We start from the raw sequence: 18,659 nt of genomic DNA, 5'->3' as shown, positions 1-18,659 counted from the left end.
ATTTACTTCTGAGATATTTATTTTTATTCCTTTACTCTTTTCTAATTCTATAAACACATCTTTTATTTTGTTTTTAGTCGCACCTAATAATATTAATTCTTTTATATATGGATATCCATCATTAGCTAATGGTGTAAATTCCAAATGCTTATCATATCCCCCTGCGATTAATATTACTTTTTTATTAAATGCTTTAAGACCTGCTAATGTTCTAGTTGGATTGGAAGCTATTGAGTCATTATAATATTTAACTCCATTTAGTTCTCTAATAAACTCGCATCTATGCTCAACTCCACTAAAACTTTCTGCAACTTTTTTCATATTTTCTATAGATACATCTTCCTTGGTAGCTATAAATGCAGCCAAATAATTTTCTACATTATGCATCCCTTTTATAACTATATCTTCTTTCTTGCAAACTTCTTTATCCTCTAAGTATAAAATACCATCTTTATAATAAGAACCATCTTTTAATTCTCTCTTAGAGCTAAATTCTTTAACATTTCCCTTAGCTTCTGATTCAAATCCATAAGTAATATCATTTTCACGATTTATTACTAGCAAACCAGTTGGTTCTTGATATAAAAATATATTTTTCTTAGCATCAATGTATTCTTGCATATCTTTATGCATATCTAAATGATTTGGAGCCAAATTAGTACATATAGCTATATCTATAGGTAAATTCATAGTCATCAATTGAAAACTAGACAATTCTAATACAACTCTATCATCTTCTTTTATTTCCTCAATTTGATCAAATAAAGGAGTTCCTATATTTCCTCCAACCCAAGTCTTATACCCTTGCTGCTCTAATATTTTAGATATTATAGTAGTAGTTGTTGTTTTACCATCACTTCCTGTTATTCCATATACTTTAGCTTTACAATATCTTACGAACTCTTCCATTTCAGAAGTTATATATGCACCTTCTTTTTTTACTTTAATTAAAGCATCACTATCTATTCTCATAGAAGGTGTTTTAAATACAACTTCAAAACCAGTAAGATTATCTAAATAATTTTCGCCTAATTCCAGTTTTACACCCTTATTCTTAAATTCAGTAGAAACTTCTTCTAGCTCTTCTTCAGTTTTTTTATCAAAAGCTGTTACTTCTGCACCTAATTTAACTAAAAAATTGATAAGAGGAATATTACTAACTCCAATTCCAACAACACCAACTTTTTTCTTATATATAAATTCCTTAAACTTTTTAAAATCCTCTTTCATGATTTGCCTCCAAATAAATATGGTAATAACTCATACTATTATATATTAATAAAATTCCCCATATGTTATAATTTATAACATTATTTTTTCCACATTTTATTACATGTGTAAAAAGTCATTTTAAATTAGATATTATTCTAATTTAAAATGACTATATTAATATTAGTTTATGAAGGAATTAAAATTCTAAACTTTTTCCTATATAAGATTCTAATTCAGATATCTTAATTCTTTCTTGTTCCATAGTATCTCTATCTCTTACAGTAACACATCCATCTTCTAATGTATCAAAATCTATTGTTATACAGTAAGGAGTTCCTATTTCATCTTGTCTTCTATATCTCTTTCCTATACTTCCTGTTTCATCAAAATCAATATTAAATTTCTTACTTAATTCAGAATAAACATCTAGAGCATTTTCTGAAAGCTTTTTAGAAAGAGGTAATATAGCTGCCTTAAATGGAGCTAGTGCTGGATGAAAATGCAATACAGTCCTAGAATCTCCTCCTTCTAATTCTTCTTCATCATAGGCTTCTACTAAGAATGCTAATGTAACTCTATCAGCTCCTAATGATGGTTCTATAACATAAGGTATATATTTTTCATTAGTAGTTTGATCTAAATAATTTAAATCTTGACCTGAATGCTCTTGGTGCTTAGTCAAATCATAATCTGTTCTATCAGCTATACCCCAAAGTTCACCCCAACCAAATGGGAATAAATATTCTATATCAGAAGTTGCGTTAGAATAGAATGATAATTCTTCTTCCCCATGATCTCTCATTCTTAAGTTTTCAGATTTTACATTTAAGTTAAGTAGGAAATTCCAACAATATTCCTTCCAATACTTATGCCATTCTAAATCAGTTCCTGGTTTACAGAAAAATTCTAATTCCATTTGTTCAAATTCTCTTGTTCTAAATGTAAAGTTTCCTGGAGTAATTTCATTTCTAAATGATTTACCTATTTGAGCTATTCCAAAAGGTACTTTCTTTCTAGAGCTTCTTTGAACAGCTTTAAAGTTTACAAATATACCTTGTGCTGTTTCGGGTCTTAAATAAATTTCTGATTTAGCATCTTCAGTAACACCTTGGAATGTTTTAAACATAAGATTAAACTTTCTTATATCTGTATAGTTCATCTTTCCACACTTAGGACACACTATATTATTTTTTTCAATATATTCCTTTAATTCTTCGTTAGTCCATCCATCAGCTGATGCTACTTCTGCACCATTTTCAGTCATATGATCTTCAACTATTTTATCAGCTCTAAATCTAGCTTTGCATTCTTTACAATCCATTAACGGATCAGAAAATCCACCTATGTGACCAGATGCTGCCCAAACTTCACTGTTCATTAAAATAGCTGAATCAAGTCCTACATTATAATGACTTTCTTGTACGAATTTCTTCCACCAAGCTTTTTTAACATTATTCTTAAATTCTACTCCTAAAGGACCGTAATCCCATGAGTTAGCTAATCCACCATATATATCTGAGCCTGGGAATACAAAACCTCTATTTTTACAAAGAGCTACAATCTTATCCATTGTTTTTTCTACTGCCATTCTTTCTTACCTCCAATTTATTTTCATAAAATAAAAAAAGCTTTATAACCATAAAGGGACGAAATATTAATTCCGCGGTTCCACCCTTCTTGGCTTAAGCCCAACTTTCTTTTTTCTAATTACACTCAAAAGTTCCATTCATTTTAATATCATAATGATTTTCAGCATCCATCATCTCTCTTAAAAAACATTAAAATTACTAATCTTTTTCACAGTGTATATTCAATTTATATATTAATTTTATCAAAAGACTTTTAGATGTCAAGTAAAAAAGAGTCTTATAAAAATAGACAACATCTACTTTTATAAAACTCTTATTAGAACATAACTTTTGCTGTGCATTATAAGTATTAATTAATTTTAAATAAAAAAAATGGCTCCGCGAAGAGGACTCGAACCTCCAACCTATCGGTTAACAGCCGAGTGCTCCACCATTGAGCTATCGCGGAACGTCATTACTTTTATTATTATAACAGATTTTCATAATATTGCAACCCTTTTTAATATTTTTTTATTTTTTTATTACTATTTAGTATTTCTCTATTATTAATATTTATAAAAGTTCTATTTTTATAATATAAATTTCTTTAATTTACTCTTAATAAAATTTTATTCCTTACCTAATATCTCTTTTATATTTTTTTATACGTAAAAAGAGTTTTATAAAAACAGACATCATCTACTTTTATAAAACTCTTGTAAATTAATTATTATTAGTATATTACTTTTACTATACTTTATAAGTATTAATTAATTTTAGATAAAAAAATGGCTCCGCGAAGAGGACTCGAACCTCCAACCTATCGGTTAACAGCCGAGTGCTCCACCATTGAGCTATCGCGGAACGTCATTACTTTTATTATTATAGCATGTTTTTATAATATTGCAACCCTTTTTAATATTTTTTTATTTTTTTATTACTATTTAGTATTCCTCCATAATTAATACTTATAAAAATTCTATTTTTGTAATATAAATTTCTTTAATTTACTCTTAATAAAATTTTATTCCTTACCTAATATCTCTTTTATATTTTTATATGCAAAAAGAGCTTTATAAAAACAGACATCATCTACTTTTATAAAACTCCTGTAAATTAATTCTTATTAGCATATTACTTTCACCATACTCTATAAGTATTAATTAATTTTAAATAAAAAAATGGCTCCGCGAAGAGGACTCGAACCTCCAACCTATCGGTTAACAGCCGAGTGCTCCACCATTGAGCTATCGCGGAACGTCATTACTTTTATTATTATAACATGTTTTTATAATATTACAACCCTTTTTTATAATTTTTATAAATAATTTATTTACAATAATGTTTATATATAACATGTCCTATTAATTACAAATTAGAACAAAGTGGCTATACTATGTTTTTTAATTAAGAGTTGATATTTTATAACATAATTTTCCCCTATATTTCTTAACTTCCCACTATCAATTCTCAATTAATATTTGATATAACTTAGATTTTATCAATCTTTCAAACTTTAAAAATTCTATACTTTCCTCTAGACATTAAAAAGGACTGTGAATAATGAATTTAATCATTATTACAGCAGTCCATGTTAAACTTAAATAACTTAATATTATTTTTGAGGTTTCATTGTTGGGAATAATATAACATCTCTTATAGATGATGAATCTGTTAAGAACATTATAAGTCTATCTACACCTATTCCTAATCCACCTGTTGGAGGCATACCTGTCTCTAATGCACTCATGAATTGCTCATCTAACATATAAGCTTCGTCATCACCAAGTTCTCTTTCCTTAGCTTGTTGTTCAAATCTTTGTCTTTGAACTATAGGATCATTTAATTCAGAATATGCATTACATAATTCTCTACCAAATACAAATCCTTCAAATCTTTCAGTAAATTCTTCATTTCCTCTCTTTTTCTTAGTAAGAGGTGATACTTCTACTGGATAATCTATAACAAAAGTAGGTTGTATCATATGTTGTTCACCAAATTCTTCATATAAAACATTTAATACTTCACCTTTTGTAACTGTATTTAATGGTTTAGCAAATTCTAAATGTTTTTCTTTAGCTATTGCTTGTGCTTCTTCATGAGTTTTAACTTCATTAAAATCTACTCCTGCATGTTCTTTTACAACGTCAACCATAGTTACTCTTCTCCATGGTGGAGTAAAGTCTATTTCTGTTCCTTCATACATAACTTTAGTTGTTCCATTTACTTTTTCACAAACATATGCAACCATATTTTCAGTAATTTCCATCATGTCATTATAATCTGAATAAGCTTCGTATAATTCAATAGCAGTAAATTCTGGATTATGTCTAACTGACATTCCTTCATTTCTAAAGTTTCTTCCTATTTCATAAACTTTTTCAAAACCAGCCACAACTAATCTCTTTAAATATAATTCAGTAGCTATTCTTAAGTACATATCTATATCTAAAGTATTATGATGAGTTATAAATGGTTTAGCAGCTGCTCCACCTGCAATTGGTGCAAGTATAGGAGTTTCAACTTCTAAGAATCCTCTATTATCTAAGAATTCTCTAATTCCTGAAATAATCTTACTTCTCTTCATGAAAGTTTCTTTTACTTCTGGATTAGTTATTATATCTACTTCTCTTTGTCTATATCTTAAATCTGGATCTTTTAATCCATGCCATTTTTCCGGTAATGGTTTTAAAGATTTACATATTAATTCAAAGCTAGATACTTTAACAGATACTTCTCCAGTTCTTGTTTTGAACACTTCTCCTGTTGCTACAACCCAATCTCCAAGATCATAAGTTTTGTAAGATTTTAAATTCTCTTCTCCCACAAGATCAATTTTTATGAATAATTGAATTTTTCCATCTCTATCATGTATATCTGAGAAAACAACTTTTCCTTGTCCTCTCTTTGACATTATTCTTCCTGCAACTGTTACATTTTTTCCTTCTAATTCTTCGTAATTAGATTTAACTTCTTCTGATGTATGAGTTCTTTCTACTTTATAAACATCAAAAGGATCCTTACCAGCTTCTTGTAATTCTGCTAATTTAGTTCTTCTTAATGCTTCTTGTTCATTATACTGAGATTCTAATTCACTCATATTCATTTCCTCAGTTGACATATTATCCCTCCGTTAATCGCTTCTTAATTTATTTGGTTCCCCTTTTAGCCTCTTTTTATATCTAAAATTTCGAACTTACTTACTCCATCTGGAATTATAACCTCTACTATATCACCAATTTTCTTTCCTACCAAAGCATTTCCAACTGGTGATTCATTTGATATTTTAAAATTCATAGGATCTGCTTCTGCTGAACCTACAATTGAATATTCAACTTCTTCATCAAAATCATAATCTTTAACTTTAACTTTTGATCCAACTGAAACTATATCTTTTGGAATTTCTGATTCATCAACTACAACTGCATTCTTAAGCTTATTTTCTAATTGTAATATTTTTCCTTCTGTAAATGCTTGGTCGTTTTTAGCTTCATCATATTCTGAATTTTCGCTTAAATCCCCATAACCCAAAGCAACTTTTATCTTTTCAGTTATTTCTTTTCTTTTTACAGTTTTTAAATATTCCAATTCACTTTCTAATTTCTTAACACCTTCGTAAGTCATTACGTATTGTTTTGGTTCACTCATATTTTACTCCCCTTCAATCACCTTAAATTTTTTTATATTTAAGTGCCTATTTTAGGCATTATACTCAAAATCATTAACTAATTATAAATCAGGGTATCATATATGTCAACAAACCTACTGTTTACCTAATATGATTTCCTCAGCATTATACAGTATTGATTCTAGCATAATGTCATTACTTTTTAATATTTCAGGAATACTCCTATTGTTATGTTTTCTAATTATAGAAGCTATTAATTGAGGTGGCATTTCTTTTAATGATATATTCCATGGTACTTTATATAAAACATTGTTTACATGTATACCATTATTGTTAATATTTTCAAAACTTTTTATATGCCATATTTTATTACAACTATATTCTTTATTTTTGGATGTAACAACAAAGTCTATATTCGTTAAAACACTTTCTTGCAATATTACTTCTATAGACAATCCATATTTACTCATAATAGTTTCTCTAATTTTTTCTATTTTATTAATACTATTATTTAATAATATTACGTTTCTTGCTTCTTTAGCTAACTCTTCTAATATGCTTAATAATATTTTTTCATTATCAATATCTAAAAGTATATTTGAATTTTTAATAGATTTATTCAAATTCATTAAAATAAATCTTATGCTCTGTACTATGCTATATGAAATAAACTTTCTTTGTAATTTACTTGTATAATTATAGCTATATAAATCTTTTCCATTTAAACTTAGTTCATTATACTTTCCATTAAACCTATTCAATATTCTTGATAAATTCTTTTCATAAGCCATATCATTTAAGTTAGCAGGAATTTCTACTCTTTTTATAAGAATACCCAATTCCTGTATTTTTACATCTTTTAATTTTTTGTTTTAAATATATCAATTATCTTAGTAAATAAATTGTGTTTATTATATGTACATTTTTTACTCAAATATACATATAAAATAGTATACATAAATAAATTGCTCCATTAACATTGATATTTATACTATATCTATTCTCATAACTTTACAATAATTCTTATTTATAAAGTATTTTTATATCCTTCTAAGATTTTTATAACTTCATCACTATCATTAAGAGTATTTATTTTGTTTTTAATCTCTGTTGATCTTGGAAGTCCTTTTATATACCAAGAAGCATGTTTTCTCATTTCTCTTATTGCTTTATATTCACCATCATTTTGAATAGCTAATTTATAGTGCTTTATACACATAGCAATCTTATCTTCATAAGAAACTTGTTCAATAACTTTTCCATCTAACGCATCTTTGATTTGCTTAAATATCCATGGATTTCCCATGCTACCTCTTGCCACAAGTATTCCATCACAATTAGTTAATTCTTTCATCTTTATTGCATCTTCTGCTGAAAAAACATCACCATTTCCTAATACAGGAATAGAAACTGCTTCTTTAACTTGTTTTATTATCTCCCAATCTGAGTGTCCTTCATACATTTGTTTTCTAGTTCTTCCATGAATAGCCACAGCATCAGCTCCTGCTTCTTCTAATACTTTTGCAAATTCTATAGCATTTATATGTTCATCATCATATCCTTTTCTAAACTTTACCGTAACTGGTTTTTTAGAAACTTTTTTAATTTCTTTTACAATATCATATGCTAAATCTGGTTCTAGCATAAGTGCTGATCCTTCTTTATTTTTAACTATTTTAGGAGCCGGACATCCCATATTTATGTCTATAATACAAACATCTTCTCTAGGATTTAAATATTTATCACATATTTCTGCCATTATCTCAGGTTCACGTCCAAATATTTGAACTGCTACTGGAGATTCTTGTTGAGATACCCTAAGTAATGTTTGTGTATTTTCACTTCCATAATACAATGCCTTAGCACTAACCATTTCAGTATATACTAATCCACATCCCATTTCCTTGCAAAGACCTCTAAATGATAAATCTGTAACACCTGCCATAGGTGCTAAAAATACATTATTATCAAAACTTAGATTTCCTATATTCATTTGTTTTTACTCCCTATTCTTTTGATATAATATCTTTAACCCTTCTAATGTTAAATCTGAATCCACCTTATCTATTGAATCTGTTTCGTTGGCTATTAAATTAGCCAATCCTCCTGTTGCTATAACAAAAGGTTCTCTTCCACCATTCATTTCTTGTTTCATTTTCTTTATTATATATTCAACTTGACCTATATAACCAAATATTATTCCAGATTGTATACTTGAAACTGTATTTTTGCAAATTACTTTTCTAGATACTTCTAATTCTACTCTTGGTAATTTAGCTGCTCTTTGAAATAATGCATCTGCAGATATTCTAAGTCCTGGACATATACAACCTCCTAAATAATCTCCACTTTCAGTTACAGCACAAAAAGTTGTTGCTGTACCAAAATCTATTATAATTACTGGTCTTTTATAAATTTCAAAAGCAGCAACTGCATTAACTATTCTGTCTGCACCTACCTCTTTAGGATTATCATATTTAATATTTATGCCTGTTTTTATTCCTGGTCCAACTATTATAGGTTCCTGACCAAAACATCTTCTTAACATATTTTCTAAAGAATGCATTATATTGGGAACTACCGAGGAAACAATAACTCCTTTAACTTCTTTTGGATTAAGATTACTCAAATTAAATAATTCCATTATTTGTATACTATACTCATCAGATGTTTTGTTTCCTTCAGTTGAAATACGCCAGCTTGCTATGTATTTTTTATCTTTATATACACCTAACACTATGTTAGTATTGCCTGCATCTACAAGTAGAATCATTAAAAGCACCACCTTATTAATATTAAAATTAAAAGCAGCCCTAAAGCTGCCTTAATTTAGTAATTTACTTTAAAATAACAATTTAATTTTAACAATTCACATTAATTTGTCAAGAGTTTCAAATAAATTAAAATAATCCTACTATTTCTCCATCTTCAAGTACATCCATCTTATTTGCTGCTGGAACTTTTGGTAATCCTGGCATAGTCATTATATTGCCTGTTTGAACAACTATAAAGCCTGCTCCATTAGATACTCTAACTTCTTGAACATTAATATTAAATCCTTGTGGTCTAGCTAATAAATTAGGGTTATCTGATAATGAGTATTGAGTCTTAGCCATACATATAGGTAATTTATCTAAATTAAATTTAATTAATTCACCAATTTGCTTTTTAGCTGCATTACTATATATAACACCATCAGCACCATATATTTCTTTTGCTATAGTTAAAATTTTCTCTTCTATTGTTTTATCAACAGAATAAAGAGTTTTAAAATTAGCTTCATCTTTTTCTATAACTTCTAATACAGCTTTACCTAATTCAATTCCTCCTTCTCCTCCTTTTGCCCAGACATCAGAAAGAGCTACTTTTACACCTAACTTTTCACAGAATTCTTTTATGAATTTAACTTCTTCATCACTATCACTAACAAATTTATTTATAGCTACAACAGGTTCTACATTAAATTTTTTAATATTTTCTATTTGCTTTTCTAAATTTGCTATTCCTACCTTTAAAGCTTCAACATTAGGAACATTCAAATCCGCTTTAGCTACTCCACCATGATGTTTTAATGCTCTAATTGTGGCAACAACTACTACACAACAAGGTTTTAAATTTCCATATCTACATTTTATATCAAAAAACTTTTCAGCTCCTAAATCTGCTCCAAATCCCGCTTCAGTAACTGCTATATCTCCTAGTTTAAGTGATAGTTTAGTAGCCATTATAGAATTACATCCATGTGCTATATTAGCAAAAGGTCCTCCATGTATTAACGCTGGAGTATTTTCTAAAGTTTGAACTAAATTAGGTTTAATAGCATCTTTCATTAATAATGCCATTGCACCTTGAATTTCTAATTGCTTTGCATATACAGGATTTCCATCTAAATCATATGCTATTAATATATCACCCATTCTATTTTTTAAATCAGTTAAATCACTAGCTAAGCAAAGTATAGCCATTATTTCAGAAGCTACAGTAATAGTAAAACCATCTTCTCTTACAAAACCATTGATTTTTCCACCCATTCCAACAACAATCTTTCTTAGGGCTCTATCATTCATATCAATAACTCTTTTAAATATTATTCTTCTTGAATCTATTCTTAAACTATTACCTTGATGTATGTGATTATCTATTGCTGCTGATAATAAATTATTAGCAGATGTAATAGCATGCATATCTCCTGTAAAATGAAGATTTATATCTTCCATAGGAACCACTTGTGCATATCCACCACCTGCAGCTCCTCCTTTTATTCCAAATACAGGTCCTAATGATGGTTCTCTCAATGCTATAACTGCCTTTTTGCCCATCCTATTCAGAGCGTCTCCTAAACCTACTGTAACTGTTGACTTTCCTTCTCCTGCTGGAGTTGGATTTATAGCTGTTACTAAAACTAATTTTCCATCTTTATTATTTTTAACCTTATTATATACATCTAAAGAAATCTTACATTTATGTTTACCATAGTATTCAATATCATCTTCTTTTAAACCTAACTTTTCTGCAACATTTTTAATATGTAACATCTCTGCTTCTTGTGCAATTTCTATATCAGTTTTCATAAAAAAACCCCCAATACTTTCATTATATTATTTTTCACTTACTACTAACTTTATTATACCATTTCATTATAAAAGCAAAAAGATTTATTTCGAATAATTAATGTTTTAATAATTTTAACATTCGTATTTATTAGAATTTTTATAAAATAATAATTTTATATTGTTTGTATTTATAATAAAAAGAGATTTTTAAAAGAACTTCTTTTAAAAATCTCTTTAACTTTAGTTATTTTCAAAAATTTCTTCAAATTCTTTACCATCAATCTTCTCTTTTTCAAGTAAAGTTCCAGCTACTGCATGTAACTTATTTAAATTTTCTTTTAATAACTTTTCAGTTTTAGAATAAGCTTCATCTATAAAAGCTTTTATTTCGTAGTCTATTTTAGCACCGATATCTTCACTAAAGTTTCTACCTTTTCCTAGATTTCTTCCTAAGAAAACTTCACTATCATCAGATCCATATGATATAGTACCAATTTTATCACTCATACCATATTCCATAACCATACTTCTTGCAATAGCACTTGCTCTATCTATATCACTTTTAGCGCCAGTACTTATATCTCCCATTATTAGCTGTTCTGCAACTCTTCCGCCAAGTAAACCTATCATATCATTTTTAAGTTTAGATTTTGATGTATAAGCTCTATCTTCATTAGGAAGCTGCATTGTATAGCCCCCAGCTCTTCCTCTTGGAATTATACTTATTTCATGTACTTTATCTGAATTAGGAAGTAACTTCATAACAACAGCATGCCCTGCTTCATGATAAGCTGTTAATTTTTTATCATGTTCTGTTATAACTTTACTCTTCTTTTCAGGCCCCGCTATAACTCTTGTTATAGCTTCTTCCATATCTTGCATTGATATTCTCTTCTCATTTCTTCTTACAGCAAGAAGTGCTGCTTCATTAGCTAGATTTTCTAGATCTGCACCAGAAAAGCCTGGGGTTCTCTTTGCTAATACATCTAGCTTAACACTCTCATCAAGTGGTTTCTTTCTTGTATGAACTTTAAGAATTTCTTCTCTTCCTTTTACATCCGGTATTCCAACAAGAACTTGCCTGTCAAATCTACCAGGTCTTAATAAAGCTGGATCTAAAATATCGGGTCTATTAGTAGCAGCTATCATTATTATTCCTTCATTGGCTCCAAATCCATCCATCTCAACTAAAAGTTGATTTAGAGTTTGTTCTCTTTCATCATGGCCACCACCTAATCCAGCTCCTCTTTGTCTTCCTACAGCATCAATTTCATCTATAAATATTAAACAAGGAGCATTTTTCTTTGCATCCTCAAATAAACTTCTAACTCTTGATGCACCAACACCAACAAACATTTCAACAAAATCAGATCCTGATATACTAAAGAAAGGTACTCCAGCTTCACCAGATATAGCTTTAGCTAATAAAGTTTTTCCTGTTCCAGGAGGTCCAACTAACAATACTCCTTTAGGAATTCTTGCACCTATCTCAATGTATTTTGATGGTGTCTTTAAAAAGTCAACAATTTCTTCTAATTCTGCTTTTTCTTCATCTGCTCCTGCAACATCTTTAAAAGTTACCTTTTGTGAATCGGGCATTGCCATTTTGGCTTTACTTTTACCAAAATTCATTACACCTCTTCCACCGCCACCACCTTGAGACTGTTGAGTAAATACAAATAAAAATACTAGAAAAATAACTACTAGCAGAACACTTGGTATTAATGTTGTAAGCCACATTCCGCTATTAGATGGCTGTTCAAAATTTATTCTTACATCAGATTTTGGATTTTCTTTGATTAAAGAAGTTATCAAATCATCTGGAACTACGGTAACAAAACTCTTATCATCTTTAGTTTTTCCTTCAACTGTCATTTTGTCTTGTTTTATAGTAATACTTTCAATTTGATCTTGATTCCATTTTTGCTGAAATGAACTATATATTATACTATCTGAGCCTTTTCCTGTTTCCCACATAGCAACTGATGCTAAAATAAGCATAATTGAAACTACTGTCCACAAAGCTGCACTTGAATATTTTTTCATTCAAGGCCCCCCTTTCTTATACATGATTTTAATTTTACCATAGCACTATTTCAATTACAATAAATTGTAAATTCTATTTTTCATATATTTCTGATTTTAATGTACCGATAAATGGTAGATTTCTATATTTCTCTGCATAATCAATTCCATAACCAACTATAAACGAATCAGGAACTTCAAACCCTATGTATTTTACGTCAACTTCAACTTTTCTTCTTGCAGACTTGTTTAATAAAGACACTATTTCTATAGTATTAGCTTTTCTAGCTTTTAAATACTTTAATAAATAACTAAGAGTAACTCCACTATCAACAATATCTTCTACTAATAAAATATCCTTACCTTCAACCCCATGATCTAAATCCTTTAAAATTCTTACTACCCCTGATGTTTCTGTAGAATTTCCATAACTTGATACAGCCATAAAATCTATTTCGCATGGTATAGATATGTTTTTAATTAATTCTGCTGCAAATATTACAGATCCTTTAAGTATCCCTACTACAACTAATTCTTTTCCTTTGTAATCTTCACTTATTTTTGATGCCATTTCTTTTATTTTTTGTTTTAAAACTTCCTCATCAAATAATATCTCTTGTATATCTTCTCTCATAATTCTTATTCCTTTCTTTTAGCTACTATTTTTAATATATTTTTGCTATTATTAGTGACTTTAAAGCTATCTGATATTTTTAAACCTACAATCCACGCTATTTCATCATCAAAACAAATCAATGGTATTAAATCTCTACTCTCTTTAGGAATTTTCATATTTATAAATATGTCTTTCAATTTCTTTTGACCTCTCATTCCTAGTGGTATTATTTTATCACCATTTTTTCTTGTTCTAAATAAAACATTCTCTCTTATCTTGTCTAAATCAAAATATTTTACTAAATTACTTTCTTTTAAATTTAGTGATTTATTAGATTGATTATTTAAAATACTCATTATAAATTCATAATTACTAAAATTTATCTTCTCTTTTCCTATTTCTTTCTTATTAATAGCAATCTCTCTTTTATCATATATGATATTTTCTTTTGATCTACTGCTTATTTTTATATCTCCATATATATTCTCTACAGATATATTCTTTGGAAGATCTATAATTTTTCCTGTTTCTTTCTTAGATAATTCTAAAATATCATATATATGTTTCATTTCAAAATCATAATGAGATTGAGAATAATCAGTAAGAGCGTTTCTTATAACTCGTGTCACTATAGCCTCATCTTCTTTAAATAATTTTTTATCTAATATGAAGATTTTACTATCATTATCTTTTTTACAATATTCATTATAAACTTTAATAGAAAATCTCTCAATAAAAGCATTATCTTTTTGTATTAATAACGACATTCTATTTAAGGTTTTAACTATATCTTTATTAAAATTGTCTTGAATATATGGAATTATATCTAATCTTATTTTATTTCTATTATAAATTTTTTCAAAATTAGTCTTATCTATTCTAGGATTTAAATCTTTTTCTTCTATATATTTCTCAACTTCTCTTCTACTTAAACATAATATAGGTCTAATAATTTTATTATCTCTAGAAACTTTTATTCCACTTAATCCTTCAAGCCCAGTTCCTCTCATCAATCTAAAAATTATAGTTTCGGCTTGATCATTAGCATTATGTGCAGTTGCTATTTTATTAAAGCCCTCTTTTTTAAGTATTTCATCAAAAAAATCATATCTAACATTTCTTCCTGCTAATTCTGAAGATAATTTATTCTCTTTTGAATACTTATTTATATCAACTCTTTTTACATAGCAAGGAATATTTTTTTCTTTGCATATATTAATTACAAATTCTTCATCTTTAAACGCATCTTCACCTCTTAAAAGATGATTCAAGTGAGCTGCTCCAATTTCTATATTAAGTTCATTTTTTAATTCTTGTAATATATTTAATAAACATAAAGAATCAGGTCCTCCTGAAAAAGCCACTAATATTTTATCACCTGATTTTATAAGATTATTATCAATAATATAAGATAATACTTTTTTATTCAAAATTAACACTTCCTATTTTTTATACGACTTTCTATTATAATACCTTATATTCATTTTAAATGTAAATATTTATAGTAGTAAAAGAACACTATAATTAATAAAAACTGCTGTATTTTTAATATACAGCAGTTTTTATAACTAAACAGCATATACTTTAGAAACTAATACAGTCATATCGTCTTTAAGTAAATTATTACTTAGGGTTATAGCTTTTTGCAAAATATTTTCTGACAATTCTCTTGGATCTGTACAACAATCTTTTAAATATTCCTTAAGCCATATAAAGTTACCGCTATTTAATTTATCTATATCTAAAATACCATCACTAACATTTACTAAAACATCTCCTGGCATTAATTCTTCCTTTATTATATCTAATTCCATTTCATCAACAAGTCCAAACGGCAAATTTTTAGAATCTACAACTAATACTTGATTTCCTCTTTTTATAAAGCTAGATACTGCTCCGATCTTAACAAAATTAACTTCACCGTTATACAAGTCTATTTTACTTAAATCTAATGTAGCATATTTCTCGCTTTCTGAAAATTTCATTCCTATTATAGAATTAACTGTATTAATTGTTACATCTTCATCAAATCCAGCTTCCATAAATTTCTCTACTAAATCTACTGTAGATTTACTTTCTTTCTCTGCATCCGGACCTGATCCCATACCATCACTTAATATTGTAATATAAGATCCATCATTAATTTTTCCAAAACTATAACTATCACCAGTATTAGTTTCACCTTCCTTTGAAGCAATTGCACCATAAGAAATAACATTATATTTAGGCATTTCCTCTATTAATAAAGTACATGTATTTGTATCTTTATTAATAATATATCCATCGTCTACAATACTTAAAGGAATATGCATTATCTCATTAAGTAATGGAATTAATTTACCTTCATAATATTCGCAGTTTTCACACTCCTTCATTGTTAATTTTATTTTTACTCTTCCATTTCTATCTGTATAACAGAAAACATCATTATACTCAATATAACTTTTATTTAACCCCCTTCTCAACATTCTTTCTAAATCACTACAGATTGTCACCTCCCTTTTAAATTCATCTAATACATTACTTAAACTATAAGATATATTACTTATATGAGTTGATATAATTTGTCTCCCTTCACTAAATTTATCTTTAATATTTGAATTTACAGTATGATTAATTACTATATCCTGAGCATTTTTTAATAATGTAAAATGTTTTACACAGGATGTTTCTAATGTCTTTGGTAATTGAGGTTCTCCATCTTCTGTACTCTTTATAAGCGCTTGAAAAGAATTATAAGTATTATTAAAATCTCCCCTCCAGCAAGAATTTTTCTTTTCACAATCTATACATACTCTATCTGCTAAATTTTCTACAAATTCACAACTCTTGTTTTTAAGCAAAAGTTTGTCATTGGCATCCATATCTTCTAATGTTTTAGATACTTGATTTAATACAGAACTAAAATCTCTTAGTTTTAATGTAAATTCCTCCTTTAATTCATTTAAATGAATTTGATTTATACTCTCTTGTTTCTTTTCAGTGTTTATCTCCAGTTCAATATTCTTATATAGTTTTTTAGGTATAAGTAAAAATATGACCAAGCTAGATACTATCTCTATAATAAATTGAGAATTTATACTTTCTGAATAAAGTCCCAATGCAAAATAAATTAATATTCCGGATAACACAGAAAATATCTTTCCAGTATCTTTAAATATACCTACTACTAAGCCTCCTACTCCATAAAATCCTACTGATGCCATCATATTATTAGATGTACAACCTAAAATAATTCCCATCGCAACACCCATAGTAGCACCATAAGAAGCACCTCCAATATATGCAATTGTTACAACCAACACTAAAGCTAATATATTTCTTATAGAAAAGTACTTTATACTTATATCTCCTATCCCTGCAACAAACAAACAAAATAATATTGCTATACTTACTATCTCTTCAGATGTAAAAAAGTAATTACTATTAATTTCATCAAGACAATTAAAAGAATATTTAATAATATAATATATAGGTAATACTACAAGTGAATTAATTAATGCTAGTGTTATGTTAACCCCTAAATCATAATTATTTGAAATAATCTCATACCCTATAAAACTTATGAATATAATAAAAAAACTTACAAATTCTTTTCTTCTTTTTTCAGACTTATTTACAATTTCATAATACAATGCTAATGCTGCTGTTGTTATTAAATAAACTGCTCCACCAGGCAGTTTAAAACCTATAGTTGCATATCCAATCAATACTCCAATAGATGCAATTGCTGTCTTTATTCTACTTCTTTTTAATCCTATTACTATTAAATAAGCTATTCCTAATGGGGCTATTCCATTATTTTGTGTTTGACTAAATAATAAAGTTACTCGTGATAACAATAATCCAGATATTAATATAAATATCATCTTTGATAATTCCGTTTTTAATAAAAAACTTTTTTTTGCTTTTTTATTCTTATATGCATTTATGTTTAATTCATATTGCATATCTAATCCTCCTCTTTTTCCAAATATTGTAATTAAATTATATCACTTGTAAATTAAGATTAATGTCATAAAATATACTTGGAAAAATTTTTCGTCGGACAATATATTCTATATTTCTATTTTATATTTTATGTAAATTTGTTATGTAAAATAATAGAATTGAATTGATATATCTAAAGTAGAAGTTATTTTTATAATAATCAGTACAACAAAATCAACACTCATCATTTATATATTAATTTGTCATTAAAATATACTTTTTTAAAATTTTTGATGATATATTTTTTCATAATATATTTTTTAATGAATATATTTCTATTCATATGTATGTATTCTATAGAAATACACTTTTTTGTAGAATAACAATTGAAAAACCATTGTAAGATATTTATTTTTAAATGCAAAAAAAGACTTAAGTTTATAACTTAAGTCTTTGGTGCCGAAGACCGGAATCGAACCGGTACGGTGTTTAACCACCGCAGGATTTTAAGTCCTGTGCGTCTGCCAGTTCCGCCACTTCGGCATATATGGTAGCGGAAATAGGACTTGAACCTACGACACTTCGGGTATGAACCGAATGCTCTAGCCAGCTGAGCTATTCCGCCTTAAATTTCATGGTTGCGGGGGCAGGACTTGAACCTACGACCTTCGGGTTATGAGCCCGACGAGCTACCAGCTGCTCCACCCCGCGATATTATATTTATTGAATTATGGTGCCGAAGACCGGAATCGAACCGGTACGGTGTTTAACCACCGCAGGATTTTAAGTCCTGTGCGTCTGCCAGTTCCGCCACTTCGGCACATTGGTAGCGGAAATAGGACTTGAACCTACGACACTTCGGGTATGAACCGAATGCTCTAGCCAGCTGAGCTATTCCGCCTTAAAATTATGGTTGCGGGGGCAGGACTTGAACCTACGACCTTCGGGTTATGAGCCCGACGAGCTACCAGCTGCTCCACCCCGCGATATTATATTTATTGAATTATGGTGCCGAAGACCGGAATCGAACCGGTACGGTGTTTAACCACCGCAGGATTTTAAGTCCTGTGCGTCTGCCAGTTCCGCCACTTCGGCTTACCAGTTAGGTTATTTCCTAACGACAAAAT

Annotated in this window: 12 protein-coding genes, 10 tRNA genes and 1 other annotated feature (1 of these 23 only partly in view); all 22 genes read right to left on the bottom strand. The window is 28.4% G+C overall.

Annotated elements, in window-relative coordinates:
* On the bottom strand, positions 1–1,230 hold the 5' portion of the coding sequence (gene murD / locus BGI42_RS00810; RefSeq protein WP_069678523.1) for a UDP-N-acetylmuramoyl-L-alanine--D-glutamate ligase. Its footprint begins 147 nt before the window's first position; 1,230 of the gene's 1,377 nt are visible here — the first part of the coding sequence; the start codon lies at positions 1,228–1,230; its stop codon lies off the left edge, out of view.
* 178 nt (positions 1,231–1,408) lie between these two features.
* Positions 1,409–2,800 (bottom strand): glycine--tRNA ligase, encoded by a 1,392-nt coding sequence (locus tag BGI42_RS00805; RefSeq protein ID WP_069678522.1) that lies wholly within the window; start codon positions 2,798–2,800, stop codon positions 1,409–1,411.
* Positions 2,801–2,851: 51 nt separating this feature from the next.
* Positions 2,852–3,022: a binding site (T-box leader), on the bottom strand.
* A gap of 152 nt (positions 3,023–3,174) precedes the next feature.
* Positions 3,175–3,249 (bottom strand) — tRNA-Asn (locus BGI42_RS00800).
* 320 nt (positions 3,250–3,569) lie between these two features.
* Positions 3,570–3,644, bottom strand: a tRNA-Asn gene (locus BGI42_RS00795).
* 318 nt (positions 3,645–3,962) lie between these two features.
* Positions 3,963–4,037, bottom strand: a tRNA-Asn gene (locus BGI42_RS00790).
* Positions 4,038–4,395: 358 nt separating this feature from the next.
* On the bottom strand, positions 4,396–5,901 hold the full coding sequence (lysS, locus tag BGI42_RS00785; RefSeq protein ID WP_069678521.1) for a lysine--tRNA ligase: 1,506 nt from the start codon (positions 5,899–5,901) through the stop codon (positions 4,396–4,398).
* A 44-nt stretch (positions 5,902–5,945) separates the two neighbouring features.
* Positions 5,946–6,428 (bottom strand): transcription elongation factor GreA, encoded by a 483-nt coding sequence (greA, locus tag BGI42_RS00780; protein WP_069678520.1) that lies wholly within the window; start codon positions 6,426–6,428, stop codon positions 5,946–5,948.
* 114 nt (positions 6,429–6,542) lie between these two features.
* A complete protein-coding gene (locus tag BGI42_RS00775; RefSeq protein WP_242984735.1) occupies positions 6,543–7,247 on the bottom strand; it encodes a hypothetical protein in 705 nt (234 codons plus the stop codon).
* Positions 7,248–7,435: 188 nt separating this feature from the next.
* A complete protein-coding gene (gene dusB / locus BGI42_RS00770) occupies positions 7,436–8,401 on the bottom strand; it encodes a tRNA dihydrouridine synthase DusB (protein WP_069678519.1) in 966 nt (321 codons plus the stop codon).
* Positions 8,402–8,407: 6 nt separating this feature from the next.
* The gene (locus BGI42_RS00765; protein WP_069678518.1) at positions 8,408–9,181 is read right to left on the bottom strand and encodes a type III pantothenate kinase; all 774 of its coding nucleotides are present in this window, start codon (positions 9,179–9,181) and stop codon (positions 8,408–8,410) included.
* A 127-nt stretch (positions 9,182–9,308) separates the two neighbouring features.
* Positions 9,309–10,979: a formate--tetrahydrofolate ligase gene (locus BGI42_RS00760; protein ID WP_069678517.1), complete on the bottom strand. Its 1,671-nt coding sequence runs from the start codon at positions 10,977–10,979 to the stop codon at positions 9,309–9,311.
* Positions 10,980–11,201: 222 nt separating this feature from the next.
* Positions 11,202–13,007, bottom strand: coding sequence for an ATP-dependent zinc metalloprotease FtsH (gene ftsH, locus BGI42_RS00755; RefSeq protein ID WP_069678516.1), 1,806 nt, complete (start codon positions 13,005–13,007; stop codon positions 11,202–11,204).
* 73 nt (positions 13,008–13,080) lie between these two features.
* Positions 13,081–13,620 (bottom strand): hypoxanthine phosphoribosyltransferase, encoded by a 540-nt coding sequence (gene hpt, locus BGI42_RS00750; protein WP_069678515.1) that lies wholly within the window; start codon positions 13,618–13,620, stop codon positions 13,081–13,083.
* A 5-nt stretch (positions 13,621–13,625) separates the two neighbouring features.
* Complete coding sequence (tilS, locus tag BGI42_RS00745) at positions 13,626–15,032, bottom strand: tRNA lysidine(34) synthetase TilS (RefSeq protein ID WP_069678514.1); 1,407 nt, start codon at positions 15,030–15,032, stop codon at positions 13,626–13,628.
* A gap of 138 nt (positions 15,033–15,170) precedes the next feature.
* Complete coding sequence (spoIIE, locus tag BGI42_RS00740) at positions 15,171–17,552, bottom strand: stage II sporulation protein E (RefSeq protein ID WP_069678513.1); 2,382 nt, start codon at positions 17,550–17,552, stop codon at positions 15,171–15,173.
* A 434-nt stretch (positions 17,553–17,986) separates the two neighbouring features.
* Positions 17,987–18,075 (bottom strand) — tRNA-Leu (locus BGI42_RS00735).
* A 5-nt stretch (positions 18,076–18,080) separates the two neighbouring features.
* Positions 18,081–18,157: transfer RNA gene (locus BGI42_RS00730), tRNA-Met, on the bottom strand.
* Positions 18,158–18,167: 10 nt separating this feature from the next.
* Positions 18,168–18,243: transfer RNA gene (locus BGI42_RS00725), tRNA-Met, on the bottom strand.
* Between the two features lie 20 nt (positions 18,244–18,263).
* Positions 18,264–18,352: transfer RNA gene (locus BGI42_RS00720), tRNA-Leu, on the bottom strand.
* A 4-nt stretch (positions 18,353–18,356) separates the two neighbouring features.
* Positions 18,357–18,433 (bottom strand) — tRNA-Met (locus BGI42_RS00715).
* Between the two features lie 9 nt (positions 18,434–18,442).
* Positions 18,443–18,518 (bottom strand) — tRNA-Met (locus BGI42_RS00710).
* 20 nt (positions 18,519–18,538) lie between these two features.
* Positions 18,539–18,627 (bottom strand) — tRNA-Leu (locus BGI42_RS00705).
* Between the last annotated feature and the right edge of the window lie 32 nt (positions 18,628–18,659).

Source organism: Clostridium taeniosporum (assembly GCF_001735765.2).
Taxonomy (GTDB): Bacteria; Bacillota; Clostridia; order Clostridiales; family Clostridiaceae; genus Clostridium; species Clostridium taeniosporum.
This window is presented reverse-complemented; position numbering and strand designations above follow the sequence as displayed.